An 18344-nucleotide genomic window follows, 5' to 3' on the forward strand; every position below is an offset into this window, starting at 1 on the left:
GAGGGAGTCGACGCGGAGCGCCGGCGAGTGACGACAACGCGGCAGGGGGTCCCCCCTCTGGGAAAGTGCGCACCAGACCCCGCGACGCCGGCATGCTCCGCCGGACAGGCCCTAGGGGGTGTGTTTTGAAAGTCCCGCACAGCACCCACGGCGCCCGGCACGCACCCTCGCCGCACCGGCCAAAGACCCAAGTACGTCCAGTACGAGGGCCTTCGTCCGGCACGCCGAGGGCACGCACCGAACACCGCGGGCACCGCACAGGACTTTCAAAACACCCCCTAGGAGTGACCGAGATCCGCCGCGTCCTCGTCCGACACCGCCGGTACCGAGCCCGAGTCCGACGCCGGGCGCAGGGGGAAGGGGTCGACCGTCGTCTCGTCGATCACCGGTGGGGCCGGCTGTGGGGGCTTGGGCATGACGGCCGCCTCGGAGTGGCCACCACAGCCGTAGGTCAGGGAGACGACCCGGCCGTCGGCCGGGGAGAACTCGTTGGCGCAGACGCCGAAGGCCTGGCCCAGGGAGCCGCCAAGACGCATCAGGAAGCCGCAGCTGACACAGGAGGCGGGAGCCGCCTGCGCCATCGGGGTCTTGGCGCCGAACGCCTCCTCCCAGCGGTCGGCGGCGATATGGAGGCCGTAGCGGGACAGGACCCGGGCCCGGCGCATGCCCAGTTCCTCGGCGACGGCGGCGATCGAGCCCCGCAGGGGGGCGACCGGCAGATGCGCGGGGGTGCCGGCGGTCACCTCGGCGTCCTCGGCCTCGACCAGCTCGGCCATCTCGTGCGAGACCGGGGAGCTCGGCACCGGCTCGTCCTCGCCGGTGTAGCCGGGCTCCAGGCGCAGGTCCTCGGCGTCCGTCGGGAGCAGGTCGCCGGGACCCATGTCGCCGGGGCGCAGCCGCTCGCTCCACGGCACCCACTCGGGCGCCAGCAACGCGTCCGGGCCGGGCAGCAGGACGACCTCGTCCAGCGTCACGATCTTCGCGCGGGAGGCCCGCGCCACGGTCACGGCCCAGCGCCAGCCGCGGTAGCCGAGCTCCTTGCACTCGAAGAAGTGCGTGACAACGCGGTCGCCCTCGGAGACAAGACCCACGTGCTCCCCGACGACGCCGGGCGCGGCTGCCTCCTCGGCGGCGGTGCGGGCGAGGTCGGTCGCCTCGGCGCACAGGCGGTCGGGGGTGCGGCTTCGCGTTGTCGCTGCGCTCACAGGTATCGCTTCTCTCCTACGCCGTCTCTCGGGTGCGGCTGCCTGAAGGCGGCGGGGCGGGCGGACGGAGCGGACCGAAGGACCGCGTCGACGTCGTCGCCCCCTCGCACTCGGGCGCACCTGTCACCATCCATTCTGCGGGATGGCCGAGATACGCACGCTACCTGCTCACCGGCGCTCGGCCTACACCGACGGTCGTAAACCGCTGACAAAGCCGCCGCCATACGCGCGGTAACCGCACTACGTACGCCCGTCTCGGGGCACTATGACGTCGTGGCAGCCGCGCGGACGCCTCAAGGAGCCACCGGGGTCGGTGGGGACAGGGGCCGCAGCAGAAGCGGCGGTTCGGGCCGACTTGGCGGTGCCGTCCGCTCCGTCGGACGTGCCCTGCACTTTCCGGTCACCGGTACCGCCCGCGGCATCCGCAAGGCGACCCACGCGCAGGGCGCCGGTGAGTCCGGCCTCGGCAAGCTGATCGAACTGCACGGGGTGAACGGCGCCGGGGACATGATGATCACCGTCGCCCTCGCCTCCACCGTCTTCTTCTCCGTCCCGACCGACGAGGCCCGTGGCCGGGTCGCGCTGTACCTCGGTATCACCATGGCGCCGTTCACGCTTCTCGCGCCCGTGATCGGCCCCCTCCTCGACCGCGTCCCGCACGGCCGCCGGGCGGCGATGGCGGGCGCGATGCTCGCCCGGGCCCTGCTCGCGCTGGTGCTGTCCGGTGCGGTGATCACCGGCGGTGTCGAGCTGTACCCGGCGGCCCTCGGCGTGCTGGTGTCGTCGAAGGCGTACGGCGTGGTCAGAAGCGCGGTCGTGCCCCGGCTGCTGCCACCCCGCTTCTCCCTGGTGAAGGCGAACTCACGGGTCACCCTCGGCGGGCTGCTGGCCACCGGCGTGGCCGCGCCGATCGGCGCCGGGCTCCAGGCGATCGGCCCCCGCTGGCCGCTCTACGGCGCCTTCGTGCTCTTCATGGTGGGGGCGTTCCTGTCGTTCACGCTGCCTCCGAAGGTCGACTCGGCCAAGGGCGAGGACACCGCGCTGCTGGCGGCGGACGAGCAGCATCTGCACGGACCGCACCTGAAGCCGGTGAAGCGCCCCGGGCTGCGCACGGTCGGCATCGCCGTCACCCACGCGCTCGGCGCCAACGCCGCCCTGCGCTGTCTGTCCGGCTTCCTGATCTTCTTCCTGGCCTTCCTGCTGCGCGAGCATCCGCTGGCCGGCCAGAGCGCCGCGGTGTCGCTGGGGATAGTGGCCGTCTCGGCCGGGGTGGGCAACGCCTGCGGTACGGCGGTCGGGGCGTGGCTGAGATCGCGCGCCCCGGAGATCATCATCGTGACCGTCGTGGCCGTTGTGCTGACCGCGGCGATCACCGCCGCGGCCTTCTTCAGCGCCGCCCTGGTGGCCTGTCTCGCGGCGGTCGCCGGGTTCTCGCAGGCGCTGGCCAAGCTGTCCCTGGACGCGCTGATCCAACGGGACGTTCCGGAGCTGGTGCGCACCTCCGCCTTCGCCCGCTCCGAGACGCTGCTGCAGATGTCCTGGGTGCTCGGCGGCGCGATCGGCATCGTGCTGCCCCTGAACGGCACCCTGGGCATGACGGTGGGCGCCACGATCGTCGCCGCGGGCTGGCTGACCACGGTCCACGGCCTGATCGTCTCGGCCCGGCACGGCCGCCCGCCGCGGACGAGGGTGGCGTAACGCACGGCACGCCGCACCCCAGGTAAAGAGACCGCAGGACGCTCCCGATAGCCTTCGCCCATGACCCTGCTGCAATCCGCTGTGCGACGCCGCCGCGCGCTCGCCGCCGCCGGCGCCGTATCCGCCGGACTGCTCGTTCTGTCGGCCTGCGACAAGCCCACGCCGATGGCCACGATCACCGTCGGTTCGTCCTCGGTCAGTGAGGAGGCCACCTGCGGTGGCGAGGGTGACGCGCTGAAGACCCCGGACGTGACGAAGTGCCTGAAGGACACCGGCATCAAGTCGATCACCGTGGATCCTGACGAGACCGTCCGCTTCGGTGTCGACCCCGAGGTCGCCGACAAGCGCTGGACGATCCTGATGAACGGTCAGCCGCTCACCGAGGACTCCGACAAGACGTACCGCACGATCCCGGGCAGCGTGTTCTTCAACGCCCAGTACGGCGCGCAGGGCGACTCCACCCTCGTCTCCATCAAGGCCGGGGACGGCAAGAAGCAGAGCCAGACGGTCACCGGCCTGTGGTCCTTCAAGCTGAAGAAGGACGACTGACCACGCCCGCCGTACGCGTCCTCGTGGCCACCGCGGTCCCCGCCGAGCGGGACGCGGTGGCTCGGGCGTTCCCGGGCGAGGTGCTCGCCGTCGGCGTGGGCCCGGCCCGCGCCGCGGCGGGCACCGCCACGGCCCTCGCGAGAGCCCCGTACGACCTGGTGATCTCCGCCGGGATCGCCGGCGGTTTCGCGCCGCACGCCCCCCTCGGCTCCCTCGTCGTCGCCGACGAGATCACCGCCGCCGACCTGGGCGCCGAGACACCCGACGGCTTCCTGGCGGTCACCGAGCTCGGCTTCGGCACCGTCACCCACCGTCCGCCCGATGCACTCGTACGGGAGACCGCGACCGCCACCGGCGCCCTCACCGGCGCCGTGCTCACCGTCTCCACCGTGACCGGCACCGCCGTCCGCGCCACCGCGCTGCGCGAGCGCCACCCGACGGCCCTCGCCGAGGCCATGGAGGGCTTCGGGGTCGCCGAGGCGGCCGCCGCGCACGGTGTGCCCGTGCTGGAGATCCGGGCCGTGTCCAATGCCGTGGGCCCGCGCGACCGCGCGTCCTGGCGCATCGGCGAGGCACTCGACGCCCTGACGGTCGGCTTCGGGAAGCTCACACCCGTCCTGCAGAGTTGGAAGTCGGTATGAGGCTGCAGATCGCGTACTCCCCCTGCCCGAACGACACCTTCGTCTTCGACGCCCTCGCACACGGCCGGATCCCCGGCGCGCCCGAGCTGGACGTGACGTTCGCGGACATCGACCTCACCAACGGCATGGCCGAGCGCGGTGAGTTGGAAGTGCTGAAGGTGTCGTACGCGGTGCTGCCGTACGTCCTCGACGAGTACGCGCTGCTGCCCTGCGGGGGCGCGCTGGGCCGGGGCTGCGGTCCGCTGGTGCTGACCCGGGAGGCCGGGGTGGACCTCACCGGCCGTACGGTCGCGGTGCCCAGCGAGCGGTCGACGGCCTATCTGCTGTTCCGCCTGTGGGCCGCGGACACGCTTCCGGGCGGGGTCGGGGAGATCGTGGTGCTGCCGTTCCACGAGATCATGCCGGCCGTGCGGGACGGGAAGGTCGACGCGGGACTCGTCATCCACGAGGCCCGGTTCACGTACCAGAACTACGGGCTGCACAAGCTCGCGGACATGGGCGAGCACTGGGAGCACACCACCGGGCTGCCGATCCCGCTCGGCGCGATCATCGCCAAGCGCTCCCTGGGCGCCGAGCGGCTGACCCGCCTCGCCGCGTCGATCCGCGCCTCGGTGCTGGCCGCCTGGGACGACCCCGAGGTGTCCCGGCCGTATGTCATGGAGCACGCCCAGGAGATGGACCCGGCCGTCGCCGACCAGCACATCGGGCTGTACGTCAACGAGTTCACCGCGGGCCTCGGCGAGGACGGCTACGCCGCGGTGCGCGGTCTGCTGACACGCGCGGCGGCCGAGGGGCTGTTGCCGCCCCTCGGCCCGGACGCGCTGGAATTCCCGTAAAAGCGACGGCTATACGTCGAGCTGGTCGGCGACCGCCCGCAGCAGACCCGCGATCTTCTTGCCGGCGGCCTTGTCGGGATAGCGGCCCCTCTCCAGCATCGGCGTGATGTTCTCAAGGAGGGTCGTCAAATCCTGGACGATGGAAGCCAGCTCGTCCGGCTTCTTGCGCGTGGCCGCCGCGACCGAGGGGGTCGGGTCGAGAATCGTGACGGACAGGGCCTGGTCGCCGCGCTGTCCCGCGACGACCCCGAACTCCACTCGCTGGCCCGGCTTGAGCGTCTCGACTCCGGCGGGGAGGACCGAGGAATGGACGAAGACGTCACCGCCGTCGTCGCGGGAGAGAAAGCCGAAGCCCTTCTCGCTATTGAACCACTTGACCTTGCCGGTAGGCACGTCTGTCCTCGTCCTCGTACTCGTCGGAAAACTGCTTCTGGAAACGGCTCTTGATAGCACTCGGGCGGGTCGACCATGACCCGCCGGTACCAAGGCTAATGGTCTTCGGGCGGGTGACAAGACGTCCCCCGGTTGTTCCTTCGCGCAGGGAACTACCCTGGTCCGGTGCGTGACAAAACCCAAACGAATTCCGCCGCGCCCGGTGACCGACTGATCCGAGTCGGAGCGGTCGTGTTCTTCCTCGGTGCCGTGGCCACTGTGGTCACGGTGGCCCCCCTGCTGCTGGGGACGACGCCTTTCCCGACGTACATGTTCGGACTGAGCATGCTGATGGGCGTCGGATTCCTGATCGCGGGCGTGGGCGTGTTCCAGTCGATCGCGGCGGGGCGCCGTCAGGCGCGGGCGGGCCAGTAGCCCGCGAGCCACCCCGGGAAGTGCGTGAGGTCGGCGAGCACCACGTCGGCACCGGCCGCGCGCAGGGCGTCGGCGTCGTAGGGCCCGGTGGCGACGGCGACGGAGAGCGCCTCGGCGGTCCGGGCGCCGCGTACGTCGCCCAGGTGGTCGCCGACGTAGACACCTGCGGCGTACTCACGCAGCGCCTCCGCCTTCCGCTCGGCCCACAGGTCGCCCATCACCGCGTCGGGCTCGATGCCGAGATGGTCGAGGTGCAGCTTGGCGTTGGGCTCGTACTTGGCGGTGACGACGATCGCCCGTCCCCCGGCCGCCCGTACGGCCGCGATCGCCTCGACGGCGCCGGGCAGTGCGGGGGTGGCGGCGATGGCGAACTCCGGGTACATCGACCGGTACAGCTCGGCGATCTCCCCGACCCGCCCGGCCGGGAACCAGTTGGCGAGCTCCTCCTCCAGCGGCGGCCCGAGCCGGGTGATCGCGAGGTCGGCGTCGACGTAGGTCCCGGTGCGCTCGGCGAGCGCGGTGTAGCAGGCGTGGATGCCGGGGCGCGAGTCGATGAGGGTCATGTCGAGGTCGAAGCCGACAGTGAGGGCGGGCACGGGGTTCTCGGTGGAGGCCATATGGGCCATTGTGCCCATCCCGTACGACGGACCTACTTCTGCCTCTGCGACCGCCACACCAGGTACAGCGCCGAGGCGACCGCGGCGCCCCGCACCACCCAGGGCCAGGTCTCGGCGACGGCGCCGTTCATCTGCCCCTCGGCGATGGGTTCGCCCCAGCGGCCGTCGGTACGGCCCCACAGCCACACGATCCCGGCGGTGAGCGCGAGGCCGGGCAGGACGATGACGGCGCCCTTCTTCTCGGCTTCGGTCAGCCGGCGGGAGCCGTAGGCGAGAAGCCAGCCGAGGATCAGCACGACGAGGTTGCCGATGACGGCGCCGGTGAGGAGGAGGGCGGCGGCGAGGAGGAGAAGGGGGTTCTGCCGGCTCTTCCACCTGGCGGCGGGGAGCACCCGGAAGCGGCGGCGCGGGGCGGGCTCCTCCTCGACCGGTTCCTCCGCCTTCTCGACGACGGCGGGGACCCGGGCCGCCTCTTTCGCGGGCGGAGGCTTGAGCAGCTCCGGGATCTCGACGCCGCCGACGAACCCGGGGACCTCGTCCCCGACCCCGAACGGGCCGGAGTCCACCCGCCACCAGTCGGGCTGTGCGGCACTGTCACCGAGCTCGTGGGTGGCGGCGAGATGGGGCGAAGAGGGCACCTCGACGCCCCCGGAGTCGGCTTCGGCGGGCCGGGGCCGGGGCACGATCCGCCGCAGCCGCTTCTCCTCACGGTCCGGCTGTACGGGCACGGAGGCGGCGGGCGCTTGGGGCTGGGGCGCGGCGCCGCGGCCACCGGCGGCGGTGACGACCTCGTCCGGGCTACCGAGCCGGTCGATGATCCGGCGCACGGCGGCAGGACTGTCGACGACGACTTTGGCCCGGCGCCGGTCGATCTCGTTCCGCAGCTCGGAGACGAGCCGCATCCGAGTACTCGACGGCAACTGCCGCTGCTGAGCCACGTCTCCGACGCGGCTCAGATACTCGTAGACGACCTGATCGCTCTCAATACCCACCGAAGTCCCTCCGGGGGTCGGCACGTTGAAACCCAGCGCAACGAAGGTACCGCCTCCCGGTCTGCGTCTCGCTCCCGACGCGGGCCGGCGCTCGGGGCGCGCACCCCACGGCACATCGGCCCACCCGTCCAGGACAACCCGCTAACGTGGGCAGGATGAGCGACCCGGCATCCCCGCCCCGTTCCCTCGCGGAGGCGCTCCGCGCGCGGGACGACGCCTCCCTGGCCGTACTCCTGCGCGCCCGCCCCGACCTCATCACCCCCGTCCCGACGGACCTCACCCAGCTCGCGACACGGGCCGGCACCCGCGCCTCCGTCGTCCGCGCCCTGGAGCGTCTGGACCGCTTCGCCCTGCAGACCGCCGAGGCCCTGGCCGTGGCCGGGGACCCGGCTCCGTACGAGGAACTCCTCGGCCTGATGGCCGGCGACGAGGGCGACCCCGCCGTCGAGGGCGCCCTCCCCCGAGCCGTCGCGCTCCTTCGTGAGCAGGCCCTGGTCTGGGGCGACGACGCCCGGCTCCGGCTCGTCCGCACGGCCCGCGAGCTGCTCACGCCCACCCCGCAGCACCCGTCCCCCACGGGCCTCGGCCCAACGGTGCGGGAGGCCACGTCGGGCATGTCCCCGGGCCGTATCCAGGAGATCGTCACCGCCGCCGGACTGCCGTCCACCCACGACGCCGTCTCCGCGGTGACCGCGCTGACCGCCCTGTTCACCGACCGGCACCGGATGTCCGCGCTGCTCTCCGGCGCCCCGGCGGAGTCCCTCGACGTGCTGACCCGGCTGATCTGGGGCCCGCCGTACGGCCAGGTCACCGCCGACCCGGCGCCCCGGCTCCGCTGGCTCCTGGACCGCGGGCTGCTGCTGCCGACGACGCCGGGGACGGTCGTACTCCCCCGCGAAGTGGCCCTGCATCTGCGCGGCGGCCATGCGCACCGCACCACCGAGCCGCTGCCGCCCGCCGTGGCGGCCGCGGCCACGCACCGTCCACAGGTTGTGGACGCGACGGCGGCCGGACAGGCGTACACCGCGCTCGCCACCGTCGAGGAACTGCTGAAGGACTGGGACGAGGGCGGTCCGTCGGTTCTGCGGGCCGGCGGTCTGAGCGTGCGCGACCTCAAGCGCACCGCCGTGGCGCTGGACGTCGCCGAGCCGGTCGCCGCCTTCTGGGTCGAGCTGGCGTACGCGGCGGGGCTCCTCGCCTCCGACGGCGAGGCCGACGAGCGGTACGCGGCGACACCGGCCTACGACGAGTGGCTTGAGCAGCCCCCGGACCGCCGCTGGTCCCGGCTCGCGGAGACCTGGCTGACGGCGACCCGGACGTCGGGCCTGGTCGGCGGGCGGGACGCGAAGGACCGTACGCTCTCCGCCCTCGGCCCCGGCCTCGACCGCTCCGCCGCCCCCGAGGTACGGCACCGGGTGCTGACCCTGCTGGCCGGACTGCCGGAGGGCGCCGCCCCCAGCGCGGAGTCGGTGCTCGCCCGGCTGCGCTGGGAACGCCCGCTGCGCGGCCCGCAGCAGGGCGACGATCTGCGCGCACAGCTGGCCCAGTGGACGCTGGCGGAGGCCGAGATGCTGGGCGTGACCGGCCGGGGCGCCCTGTCGGCACACGGCCGCGCCCTGCTCGGCGCACCGGAGAAGCCCCACAGGCACGAGGAGCGCTCCGCGGGCCCCGGCGACAAACTCCCCGTCCACCACCGCCCCGCCCCGGCCGCCGCCACCCTCTCCCCTCCCGAAGAGGCGGCTGCCTCCGCGGCGGCCGCCCGCCTGCTGGCCCCGCTCCTGCCCGAGCCCCTGGACCACGTCCTGCTCCAGGCGGACCTGACCGCGGTGGCCCCCGGCCCGCTGGAGCGGCCGCTCGCGGACATGCTCGGGGTGCTGGCGGACGTGGAGTCGAAGGGCGGCGCCACCGTCTACCGCTTCACGCCCGGCTCGGTGCGCCGCGCCCTGGACGTCGGCCAGTCCGCCTCCGACCTGCACGCCTTCCTCGCCGCGCACTCCCGTACGCCGGTGCCGCAGCCGCTGACGTATCTGATCGACGACGTGTCCCGCAGGCACGGCCATCTCCGGGTCGGCGCGGCCTCCGCCTACGTCCGCTGCGACGACGACGCCCTGCTGAACGAGATCCTCGCCGACAAGCGCGCCGCGGGTCTGGGCCTGCGCCGCCTCGCCCCGACCGTGCTGGCCGCCCAGGTGGACCCGGCCGCCCTGCTGGACGGTCTGCGCGCGATGGGGTTCGCCCCGGCCGCCGAGTCCGCCGAGGGCGATGTCCTGATCACCCGCGCCCTGGCCCACCGCACTCCGCCCCGCACGGCCCCCGAACCGGTCCCGGAGGGCCCGCCGGTCCCGGACGCGACGCTCCTGTCGGCGGCGATCCGCGCGATCAGGGCGGGCGACATGGCCTCCACGACCCCTCGCAAACAGCCCCCGCTCTCCGGCGGCGACCTCCCCCGCACCTCCTCCGCGGAGACCCTGGCCACCATGCAGGCCGCCGTCCTCACCGGCGAGGCCCTGTGGATCGGCTACGTCAACGCCGAGGGCTCCGCCAGCCAGCGCGTCATCGCCCCCCTCCGCGTCGAGGGCGGCTTCGTCACGGCATACGACCACACCGCGGACGAGGTACGGACGTATCCGCTGCACCGGGTCACCGGGGTGGCCGAGCTCGCGGACGACTGAGATTGATCGTTCCCGGGTGCGGCACACTGGAGGTTTGGACCAGTCCGGAGGGATGCGTACGTGAACGGATCGCTGATCGTCAATACGATCAGGTGTGATGCACACACTAGCGCCCAAGTCTGAGCTGTGCGGCGTTCCCGCTGGCCAGCGCAGCAACTCGACCTTGTCTACTGCAAGGGCTTGGCCAGGTAACGCTTCAGAGCGTCGACACCATCAGGTACGAATGTCCACCGCTGGAGCGCGTCCTGGAGTTCGCTCTCGGTGACCCACCCGTGCCAAGCGATCTCCGACGGATCGGGGGCGATCTCCTCGGTGACGACAGCTTCGTGGACGCCGAGCCAATACGGGCTGATCGCCCCTCGGCAGAGGAACTTGAAGGCGAATCGGACCGACGCCTGGACGCCCAGTTCCTCAGTGAGTTCGCGGACTGCCGCCTCCTCGTAGGACTCTCCGATCTCTGCGGCTCCACCGATCAACCAGTTGTACTGTCCTGGGAACCGGGAGATGTCCTCCTGCCTCCGATGCACGAGGATGCGGCCCCCCGTGTCTCGACAGACGGTCGTCGCGACGCGGTGCAGCCAACGGTTCTTGATGGCCTCGCCTCGGTCCACCACCCCGAGCACCCGATCCCGCTCGTCCGCCCGCTCCACCAGTTCGCCCATGGCTCTCACCATCGCAGAGGGGTACGACAGTCCGTTGCTACCAGCCAGTTCATCCGCGGGTGTATCGGGCCGCCGTGTACGCGATAGGGCCGGTCAGCCCCGTACTCACCTCGTCGACCATGTCCACGACCTCGAATCCCGCACCCGATACGTAGCGGTCGAGTTCGCGCGGGAACAGGACCCGCCGCCTGATCTCGTCCCGGGCCTCGTCTCCCGTGGGAAGGACCCAGCTCCTGTGCATGGTGTTGATCTGCGTCCGCAGGTCCCACGAGTAGGTGATGGTGACCTGCGCTGGTCCGTGCGGAGTCCGGACAACAGTGGTCGTCACCTCTGAGCGGGTGATGGGCGACACCGGCGAGCAGAGTACGAGCAGTCCACCCGGCCGTGCGTGGGCGGCGAAAGTCTCGAACACCTCGCTGATCTCGTCGTTGTCGTGCACGTAGGCGAGGGAGTTGCCGAGACAGGTCACGACATCCGTGCGCCTCCCGAGTCGTACGGTCCGCATGTCGCCTGCGCGGATGTCGAGCGCTGGCCGCACCTGGTGTGCGAAGTCGACCATGCCGGGCTGGAGATCCACCAATACGGACTTCCGCAGCATGTCGCCCAGGATCGGCGCCCCATAGGAACGCAGCCCTGATTCCAGGACGCCCAGGAAGTTCTCCGGCTCGGTCGGCGCGGCCACCCACTCGGGCAGTCCGGCCCGTCTGATGCGGTCGCGGAAGAGCGCCTTCCCGCGCTTGTGCTCGTGCGGCAGTTGTTCCATGAACCGCACCATGTGCGGGTGCACGAGCGGGCTGACGGGCCAGGTGCCGGACCGGAGGAATCCGGGGTTGTGGAGGCCGAACGCCATCAGGGTCGGGACAGGTAGTACCGGCATGGGCGCCAGGTTCTCGTTCACCTCGCCGAGCGCTTGCGTCGCCTTGCTGCCAAGCCACGGGACCGGTTCCGCGGGCGGTAGTTCGGCCTCCTTCCTGGAGTGGTGGGCGTTGATCTCGTCGCCGCCGCTGCCGGTGACCATGACCTCGCACCGCCGGTTCGCCGCCTGTTCTCGCACGACGTCGAACGCCTCTCGGTAGAAAGCTCCGGCCGGGTCGTGGGGCTTGCCGAGGGCTCGTACGCCGCCGGGCGCGAACGGGGGGTACTGCATGGCGGGAATCGCGGTGTCCCGGAATCCGCAGTGATCCACCAATACCTGCCTACGCTCGCGCTGCTGCGCGCCGAGCGCTCCGCCCACCAACAGTCCGAAGCTGTACGTCTCGTCGAACCGGGCCGCCCTCACCGCCAGGGCGACATTCCCCGAGTCGGCACCGCCGGACAGTTCGACGCCGACACACCCGGTCGCTGTCGGGGCTTCTCGGACCACGTTGGTCAACAACTCGTCGAAGACGGTGAGCGGGTCCACGCCTGACCGTAGCGGGCGGGGCTCAAGTACGTGCTCAGCGGGTTCGGGGTAGCGGATGGCCAGGCCCGAGGACGTGAACACCGCCGTCGCCCTCTCGGTGAGCCGGTACACGCCCTCGAACAACGTCTCGGACGTGTAGCGGTGCTGCCTCGTCAAGGTGCGGGCCACTACTCGGGGCACCAGACGCTCAGGGCGCAGGTACGGGCGTAACTCGGCCAGGTCCCATGACGCGTGCAGCACGCCGGCCTTCGCCACAAGGTGGAGCGGGGCGCTGCCGAACACACCCACCGTGAGACGGACTTCATCCGGTGTCATCGTGAGTTCGGTGAAGTCGGCTTCCCCGCGCTTGCCCTCCTTCACCTTGACTCGGACAAACGGCGCGCGATCGTCATCGAGCTCCGTGACCAGCGCGCCAAGGTTCGCAGGCTCGATCCAGCTCTCACCGTTGACCCAACGGCCCGCCTGCGGCCTCCAACGTGGTGCCTGGAGATCCGCCAGATGCAGACGCAGCGACAGCATGCCGCCCCTTTCCCATGGGGTGCGGCGGGACAAGGCCCTCTTCCTGGATGACGCCGAAAGCGTGCATCACTTACTGAAGGAGCGTGCTCAACGCGTCACCATCCGCGTGGGTGTCGACGGTATAGCCGATGAGGTTGAGGACCTACGCGACACCAAGCCGAGCGACTTGAACTACGTGTGCTTGATCACGAAGGAGCCGCACGTCAAGGTTCGGCTCGGGGCAGTGCCCTACGTCTCGGCGGGTGACAACCAGGACGCCCGCGAACTTGCGCGGGATGTGTACAGCTTGATCAGCGTCCGTCAACGGCCGGGATGGCAGAACCTCGCCGCGATCAGCGCCGTGAGGATTCTTGGTTTCGGTCCCGCCATGACGTTTCTGGCTGTCCTTCTGGCCGACGTGCTTGGACTGATCTCGCCTTCCGATCACACACGCAGTCTGATCGGAAGCGTCTTGCTTCCCGGCGTCTTGCTTGGTCTCCTCGGTTCAGCCATCACCTACAAGCAGTGGCTCAAAGTTGACTATGCGACACCTGTGCTTCCCGAACGGCGGCGAGAGGCCCGAAGCCGATCCACGCAGGGCAAGTCGGGGCTATCACGCCGCGCCTGTTCGCGTTCGTCGGTGACGACCTGGCCGAGGCGAACAAGCTGTTCACCAGGCTGGTCAAGTTGCGCCGCGACCGTTTCGCCGCCATGAAACGGGCTCTGGGCACCGCCAACCTGTGGGACGTGAACCCGTCGGCTGCCTGGCCCCTGGTGGTCCTGGTCATCGACGAGGCGCACACCTTCTTCAGCCAGCCCAAGGGCAGCGACAAGCGCTCCCGGGAACTGGCCGCCCTGGCCGCCGAGAACGCCCGGCTCGTGGACGACCTGATCCGCAAGGGCCGCTCGGTCGGCTTCGTGACCATCGTGATCACCCAGAAGCCCACCGGTGACGCCATCCCCACCTCGATCCGCGACAACTGCGGTATCCGGGTCTCCTTCGCCCAGACCACCCAAGAGGCGGCCGTAGCCGCACTCGGTGACGACATCCGCCAGTGGCCGGACGCCAACCCCGCCAGCCTCCAGGACCCGGCCTACGTCGGCGTGGCCTCCATGCGCATCCGAGGTCAGGAGGGCTTCACCCGCGTACGGATGCCGGAAGTCACGTCAGCCTGCGTCTTCCTTGGGCGTCTCGTCCTGCCCGCTCTTCTTCTCCGCTGCCGCCCGCCGCATGTGACCTTCCTCACCGAAGTGCACGGACAACCGCGACGTGTCCAGCTTCTTCCCACCGCGCCGCGCGGGTGCCACCTCCAGGTAGCCGCCCGCGTTCAGCAACAGGTCCCGCTTACCGGCCACGTCCGAGCGCTTCCATTGCTCAGCGTGCGTCTCACCGGTCGGCTCCGCCTTCACACCGCCGGGCTTCGCCGTGCGCTGCTTCTCCTGCAGAGACGCCAGGCGGTCCTCCAGCTTGGCGTACTGCTCCGCGTACCGCCTCGCGCCGTCGTCGCCCTTGAACAGGCCCCGGTCGTAGCGGTCCTTCTGCAAGTCGGCCAACGCTTCTTCGGCCTGCCTGATCTGGGGACGGAAGTCCTCGCCCACCTCCTGGACCATCCGCATCACGGAAAGGTGCCCGTACTTCGCGAGGAACTGCTCAGTGACGTACTCCTCGGTGGTCACCCCCGCCACGGTCGGCCCGTAGCACTTCACGCCCGGCTTCTCCTCCCCCTTCGCCGCCCGCTGGCGGTACTTCAGAGGTCCGATGCACCGATACCGAAGCTGGCCGTTGCGCCCGCTGAAGGTGTACATGCGCTCGCCGCAGACTCCGCAGTGCATGATGCCGCGCAGCAGTGACGTCCCCTCCCGGCGCTTCTCACCGGGGTTGGCCCGGCGCTCCAACTCGTCCTGGAGCGCCTGCCACGTGTCCGTGTCGAGGATCGGTGGGCGGTTGACCAGGGGCAGACCGTCCGTCCGCAGGATCGGCTTTCCGTCCTCGATGAGCTGTCCGAGCAACTGGGGGTTGCTCAGCAAACTGCGCAGCGTCGTCGTGTACCACTGCTTGGAATCGCTGCGCTTGCCCGTCGTCTGGCGTGAGGTGTGGCCAGGAGAAGGGACACCCTCCTTGTTGAGGTCGTTGATGATCTGCATGAGCGAGTCCTTGGTCAGGACCCGCTCCACGATCCGCTTGATCGTCTTGGCCTCGTCCTCGTTGACCGCGAGGACCTTGCCCGCCCCGTTGGGGTTGGGGATGACCATGTACCCGTACGGGACACGACCGCCGGTGTAGCGGCCCTCGCGGCGCAGGTGCTCGTGCGCGCTGGACACCCGCATCCCGATGGTGCCGGACTCCAGCTCAGCGAAGACCGCGATCACCTTCGCCATGGCTCGGCCCATGGACGACGTGAGGTCGAGCGGCTCCGTCGCCGACGCGAGCGCGACGCTCTGGTGCTCGGCGAGTCTCATGATCTCCGCGAAGTCGACCGTGGAGCGCGCAAGCCGGTCGATCTTGAAGAACACGATCACGTCCAGCTCGGCGAGCCTGGTCAGGATGCGTTGCAGTCCCGGCCGGTCGAGCCCGCGCGAGAACCCCGAGACATCGATGTCTTCCTCGGCGGCTACGACCTCCCAGCCGCGTGCCTCGCACAACGCCTCACAGGCCGCGCGCTGGCGTTCCGGCGCAGTCGTCTCGTCGGTTTCGCGCGATAGGCGAACATAGATAGCGGCGCGCATCCCCGGCGCGCTGGCCGGGACGCCCTTCCGGCGTCGGGCACGGGGCATAGCCCGTGCTGTGACAGGCGTTGGTTCTGTCATGAGACGACCCTATCTCCGGAGGTATGCGTGTCCTGCCTAATCGTCCAGTCCGACAAGACCCTGCTCCTGGAAGTCGACCACGAGCAGGCCGACGCATGCCGTCGGGCCATCGCGCCGTTCGCCGAGCTGGAGCGGGCGCCGGAGCACATCCACACCTACCGGGTGACCCCGCTCGGGCTGTGGAACGCGCGTGCCGCCGGGCATGACGCCGAGCAGGTCGTGGACGCGCTCGTGCAGTTCAGCCGGTATCCGGTGCCGCACGCGCTGCTCGTCGACATCGCCGAGACCATGGACCGGTACGGCAGGCTGACGCTCTCCAAGCACCCCGCGCACGGGCTGGTCCTGACGACCACCGACCGTCCGGTGCTGGAGGAGATCCTGCGCTCCAAGCGGATCATTCCGCTGGTCGGCGCCCGGATCGACCCGGACACGGTCGCCGTGCATCCCTCCGAGCGCGGGCAGATCAAGCAGACGCTGCTGAAGCTGGGCTGGCCGGCCGAGGATCTCGCCGGGTACGTGGACGGCGAGGCGCATCCGATCGAGCTGGCCGAGGACGGCTGGGCGCTGCGGCCGTACCAGAAGCAGGCCGTGGAGAACTTCTGGCACGGCGGGAGCGGGGTCGTGGTCCTCCCCTGTGGTGCCGGTAAGACGCTCGTCGGCGCCGGGTCGATGGCGCAGGCCAAGTCGACCACCCTCATCCTCGTCACCAACACCGTCTCCGCCCGGCAGTGGAAGCACGAGCTGGTCAAGCGGACCTCGCTGACCGAGGACGAGATCGGCGAGTACAGCGGGACGCGGAAGGAGATCCGGCCCGTCACCATCGCCACCTACCAGGTGCTGACGACGAAGCGGAAGGGTGTCTATCCGCACCTGGAGCTGTTCGACTCCCGGGACTGGGGGCTCATCGTCTACGACGAGGTGCACCTGCTGCCCGCGCCGGTCTTCAAGTTCACCGCCGACCTCCAGGCACGGCGGCGGCTCGGCCTGACCGCGACCCTGGTCCGCGAGGACGGGCGCGAGTCGGACGTGTTCTCGCTCATCGGCCCGAAGCGGTTCGACGCTCCCTGGAAGGAGATCGAGGCGCAGGGCTACATCGCGCCCGCCGACTGTGTCGAGGTCCGGGTCAACCTCACCGACTCCGAGCGGCTCGCCTACGCCACCGCCGAGCAGGAGGAGAAGTACCGCTACTGCGCGACGACCGTCACCAAGCGCAAGGTCACCGAGGCTCTGGTACGGCGTTTCGCGGGCCAGCAGATCCTGGTGATCGGCCAGTACATCGACCAACTCGACGAACTGGGCGAGCACTTGAACGCCCCCGTCATCAAGGGCGAGACCTCCAACGCCCAGCGCGAGAAGCTCTTCGACGCCTTCCGCGAGGGCGAGATCAGTGTGCTGGTCGTCTCGAAGGTCGCCAACTTCTCCATCGACCTGCCGGAGGCCACGGTCGCCATCCAGGTCTCGGGCACCTTCGGCTCCCGCCAGGAGGAGGCCCAGCGCCTCGGCCGCGTCCTGCGCCCGAAGGCCGACGGCCACCAGGCGCACTTCTACTCGGTGGTGGCCCGAGACACCCTCGACCAGGACTTCGCCGCCCACCGCCAGCGGTTCCTGGCGGAGCAGGGGTACGCGTACCGGATCGTGGACGCGGACGAGCTCCTCGCGGAGAACTGAGCCGCCAGCAGGGCCAGCGCGAACAGGGCGTACGGGGACGCCAACGGCTGTTGCCACCAGGGCAGTCGGAGGTCCAGGTCGCCCTGGTGCGGGAGCAGCCACATCGTGCGGGCGGTGAAGACGGCCGTCGTGAGGGCCGCCAGGTGTCGTCTTCGGTCCGCGAGGAGTACGGCGATCAGCGGGACGCACCACACCCAGTGGTGGGACCAGCTGATCGGCGAGACGAGCAGGGCCGTGCCCGCGGTCAGCAGGACGGCGTGGCGCTCGTCGGGGGCGGTGCGGGCCTGCCAGAGGGCTACGGCCGCGACCGCGAGCGCCGGGAGGAGCCAGGCGGGGCCCGGTGAAGGGTCCCCCAGGGCGCGGGCGATCAGGCCCTGGAGGGACTGGTTGTCGACGATCCACGCCTTGCCGACGCGGTCGGTGTCGTAGAGGTGGCGGGTGAAGTAGTCGACGGTGGCGGCGGGGAGGGCCAGGGCACCGAGGAGGACGGTCCCCGCGCAGGCGGCCGTCGCGGTGAGCGCCTCTCGGCGGTGGCCGCGCAGCAGCAGGTACGCGATGAAGACGGCCGGGGTCAGCTTGGTCCCGGCCGCGATGCCCACCGCCATGCCTTTGCCGGGGGCGCCGGGCGGGCGGGTGAGGTCCCACAGGAGCAGGCAGACGATCGCGAGGTTGACCTGGCCGAACAGCACGGTCTGGAAGACCGGTTCGAGCCAGAGGGCGAGCGCCGTGGCGGCGCAGATCGCCGACGGGTGGGCGGGCAGGCCCGCCAGGCGGGCGGAGAGGTGGACGAGCCGGGCGAGCAGGAGCGCGTTGCCCGCGAGGAACGCCGCCTTGACGACGGTGACGGGAAGCAGGGCGGCCGGGGCGAACAGCAGGGCCGCGAACGGGGGGTAGGTGGCGGGGAGATGCCACTCGGTGACCGTGAAGCCGTACAGATCTCCGCCCTGTACGACCGCCTGTCCCTCGGCCCGGTAGACCAGCGCGTCGGCCATCGGGAGGCCCTGGTGCGCACAGAGGGCGGCGAAGGCGGTGACGGAAACCGCCGTAAGGAGAAGGGTGGTTACGGTCTGTGATCTGCGGGTCACGCTGTGACCCTAGGGGGTTACTTGCGGCGGACGCCTGCTTCCTCGCCGTACTCACCGAGGATGATCACGTCGAAGGCGGCGCCCGCGAAGACCTTCAGGGCGCGCAGGGCGTCGCCGAGGCGGTGGCGGTGGCTGCCGAGGACCGGGCTGGCTCCGGCGGCCGGGGGGCGGCCGGGGGCTGGATGGATGGTTGCTGCGCTCATG

General features: G+C 70.8%; 16 protein-coding genes and 1 pseudogene. 8 read left to right on the forward strand and 9 right to left on the reverse strand.

Translation table 11 applies throughout. The annotated features are described in order from the left end of the window. Positions 1-278 precede the first annotated feature (278 nt). A complete protein-coding gene (locus RMT89_RS14305; protein WP_315884119.1) occupies positions 279-1205 on the reverse strand; it encodes a DUF3027 domain-containing protein in 927 nt (308 codons plus the stop codon). Positions 1206-1478: 273 nt separating this feature from the next. Between RMT89_RS14305 and RMT89_RS14310 the strand changes: the two genes are divergently transcribed. From RMT89_RS14310 to RMT89_RS14325, 4 genes are read left to right on the forward strand one after another with little or no spacing between them, the layout of a single operon-like run. After that, the gene (locus RMT89_RS14310) at positions 1479-2903 is read left to right on the forward strand and encodes an MFS transporter (RefSeq protein ID WP_315884120.1); all 1425 of its coding nucleotides are present in this window, start codon (positions 1479-1481) and stop codon (positions 2901-2903) included. A 60-nt stretch (positions 2904-2963) separates the two neighbouring features. Then, a complete protein-coding gene (locus tag RMT89_RS14315) occupies positions 2964-3452 on the forward strand; it encodes a DUF2771 domain-containing protein (protein WP_315884121.1) in 489 nt (162 codons plus the stop codon). Next, positions 3422-4093, forward strand: coding sequence for a futalosine hydrolase (locus RMT89_RS14320; RefSeq protein WP_315884122.1), 672 nt, complete (start codon positions 3422-3424; stop codon positions 4091-4093). Before RMT89_RS14315 ends, RMT89_RS14320 begins: the two co-directional genes overlap by 31 nt. Further along, positions 4090-4929, forward strand: coding sequence for a 1,4-dihydroxy-6-naphthoate synthase (locus RMT89_RS14325; protein ID WP_315884123.1), 840 nt, complete (start codon positions 4090-4092; stop codon positions 4927-4929). The genes RMT89_RS14320 and RMT89_RS14325 overlap by 4 nt, the downstream gene beginning before the upstream one ends. A gap of 9 nt (positions 4930-4938) precedes the next feature. Here the strand turns inward: RMT89_RS14325 and RMT89_RS14330 are convergent, their stop codons facing one another. Beyond that, on the reverse strand, positions 4939-5322 hold the full coding sequence (locus RMT89_RS14330) for a cold-shock protein (RefSeq protein WP_315884124.1): 384 nt from the start codon (positions 5320-5322) through the stop codon (positions 4939-4941). Positions 5323-5487: 165 nt separating this feature from the next. On the opposite strand from RMT89_RS14330, the gene RMT89_RS14335 reads away from it, so the two are divergent. Further along, complete coding sequence (locus RMT89_RS14335) at positions 5488-5736, forward strand: hypothetical protein (protein ID WP_315884125.1); 249 nt, start codon at positions 5488-5490, stop codon at positions 5734-5736. Here the strand turns inward: RMT89_RS14335 and RMT89_RS14340 are convergent. Further along, positions 5715-6362, reverse strand: a complete 648-nt coding sequence (locus tag RMT89_RS14340; protein WP_315884126.1) for a haloacid dehalogenase-like hydrolase — start codon at positions 6360-6362, stop codon at positions 5715-5717. The two genes, RMT89_RS14335 and RMT89_RS14340, sit on opposite strands and share 22 nt — an antisense overlap. A 23-nt stretch (positions 6363-6385) precedes the next feature. After that, complete coding sequence (locus RMT89_RS14345) at positions 6386-7345, reverse strand: hypothetical protein (RefSeq protein WP_315884127.1); 960 nt, start codon at positions 7343-7345, stop codon at positions 6386-6388. A 155-nt stretch (positions 7346-7500) separates the two neighbouring features. On the opposite strand from RMT89_RS14345, the gene RMT89_RS14350 reads away from it, so the two are divergent. After that, positions 7501-10017, forward strand: a complete 2517-nt coding sequence (locus RMT89_RS14350; RefSeq protein WP_315884128.1) for a helicase C-terminal domain-containing protein — start codon at positions 7501-7503, stop codon at positions 10015-10017. Positions 10018-10184: 167 nt separating this feature from the next. Here the strand turns inward: RMT89_RS14350 and RMT89_RS14355 are convergent, their stop codons facing one another. Beyond that, the gene (locus RMT89_RS14355; RefSeq protein WP_315884155.1) at positions 10185-10679 is read right to left on the reverse strand and encodes an NUDIX domain-containing protein; all 495 of its coding nucleotides are present in this window, start codon (positions 10677-10679) and stop codon (positions 10185-10187) included. Positions 10680-10728: 49 nt separating this feature from the next. Continuing rightward, a complete protein-coding gene (locus RMT89_RS14360) occupies positions 10729-12600 on the reverse strand; it encodes an asparagine synthase (protein WP_315884129.1) in 1872 nt (623 codons plus the stop codon). On the opposite strand from RMT89_RS14360, the gene RMT89_RS14365 reads away from it, so the two are divergent. Then, positions 12599-13294 carry a hypothetical protein gene (locus RMT89_RS14365; protein ID WP_315884130.1) on the forward strand — a complete coding sequence of 232 codons (696 nt, stop codon included), beginning with the start codon at positions 12599-12601 and terminating at the stop codon, positions 13292-13294. The genes RMT89_RS14360 and RMT89_RS14365 overlap by 2 nt on opposite strands. Positions 13295-13746: 452 nt before the next feature. Here RMT89_RS14365 and RMT89_RS14370 read toward each other — a convergent pair whose 3' ends face one another. Beyond that, positions 13747-15387: a recombinase family protein gene (locus tag RMT89_RS14370; RefSeq protein WP_315884131.1), complete on the reverse strand. Its 1641-nt coding sequence runs from the start codon at positions 15385-15387 to the stop codon at positions 13747-13749. A gap of 27 nt (positions 15388-15414) precedes the next feature. On the opposite strand from RMT89_RS14370, the gene RMT89_RS14375 reads away from it, so the two are divergent. Further along, a complete protein-coding gene (locus RMT89_RS14375) occupies positions 15415-17055 on the forward strand; it encodes a DNA repair helicase XPB (protein WP_315884132.1) in 1641 nt (546 codons plus the stop codon). Between the two features lie 275 nt (positions 17056-17330). Here the strand turns inward: RMT89_RS14375 and RMT89_RS14380 are convergent. Together RMT89_RS14380 and RMT89_RS14385 are read right to left on the reverse strand one after the other, a co-directional pair. Then, a pseudogene (locus RMT89_RS14380) lies at positions 17331-18047 on the reverse strand (glycosyltransferase 87 family protein); the annotation flags it as partial. A 110-nt stretch (positions 18048-18157) separates the two neighbouring features. Then, positions 18158-18343 carry a hypothetical protein gene (locus tag RMT89_RS14385; protein ID WP_315884133.1) on the reverse strand — a complete coding sequence of 62 codons (186 nt, stop codon included), beginning with the start codon at positions 18341-18343 and terminating at the stop codon, positions 18158-18160. Position 18344: the final 1 nt, after the last annotated feature.

It is taken from the genome of Streptomyces sp. P17 (assembly GCF_032436805.1).
Lineage (GTDB): Bacteria > Actinomycetota > Actinomycetes > Streptomycetales > Streptomycetaceae > Streptomyces.

What these genes read in the sequence shown, in the direction of transcription:
- RMT89_RS14340 (WP_315884126.1), bottom strand. Translation starts at nt 6,362, where the DNA reads ATGGCCCATATGGCCTCCACCGAGAACCCCGTGCCCGCCCTCACTGTC.
- RMT89_RS14360 (WP_315884129.1), bottom strand. Translation starts at nt 12,600, where the DNA reads ATGCTGTCGCTGCGTCTGCATCTGGCGGATCTCCAGGCACCACGTTGG.
- RMT89_RS14315 (WP_315884121.1), top strand. Translation starts at nt 2,964, where the DNA reads ATGACCCTGCTGCAATCCGCTGTGCGACGCCGCCGCGCGCTCGCCGCC.
- RMT89_RS14365 (WP_315884130.1), top strand. Translation starts at nt 12,599, where the DNA reads ATGCCGCCCCTTTCCCATGGGGTGCGGCGGGACAAGGCCCTCTTCCTG.
- RMT89_RS14385 (WP_315884133.1), bottom strand. Translation starts at nt 18,343, where the DNA reads ATGAGCGCAGCAACCATCCATCCAGCCCCCGGCCGCCCCCCGGCCGCC.
- RMT89_RS14350 (WP_315884128.1), top strand. Translation starts at nt 7,501, where the DNA reads ATGAGCGACCCGGCATCCCCGCCCCGTTCCCTCGCGGAGGCGCTCCGC.
- RMT89_RS14370 (WP_315884131.1), bottom strand. Translation starts at nt 15,387, where the DNA reads ATGACAGAACCAACGCCTGTCACAGCACGGGCTATGCCCCGTGCCCGA.
- RMT89_RS14325 (WP_315884123.1), top strand. Translation starts at nt 4,090, where the DNA reads ATGAGGCTGCAGATCGCGTACTCCCCCTGCCCGAACGACACCTTCGTC.
- RMT89_RS14355 (WP_315884155.1), bottom strand. Translation starts at nt 10,679, where the DNA reads ATGGGCGAACTGGTGGAGCGGGCGGACGAGCGGGATCGGGTGCTCGGG.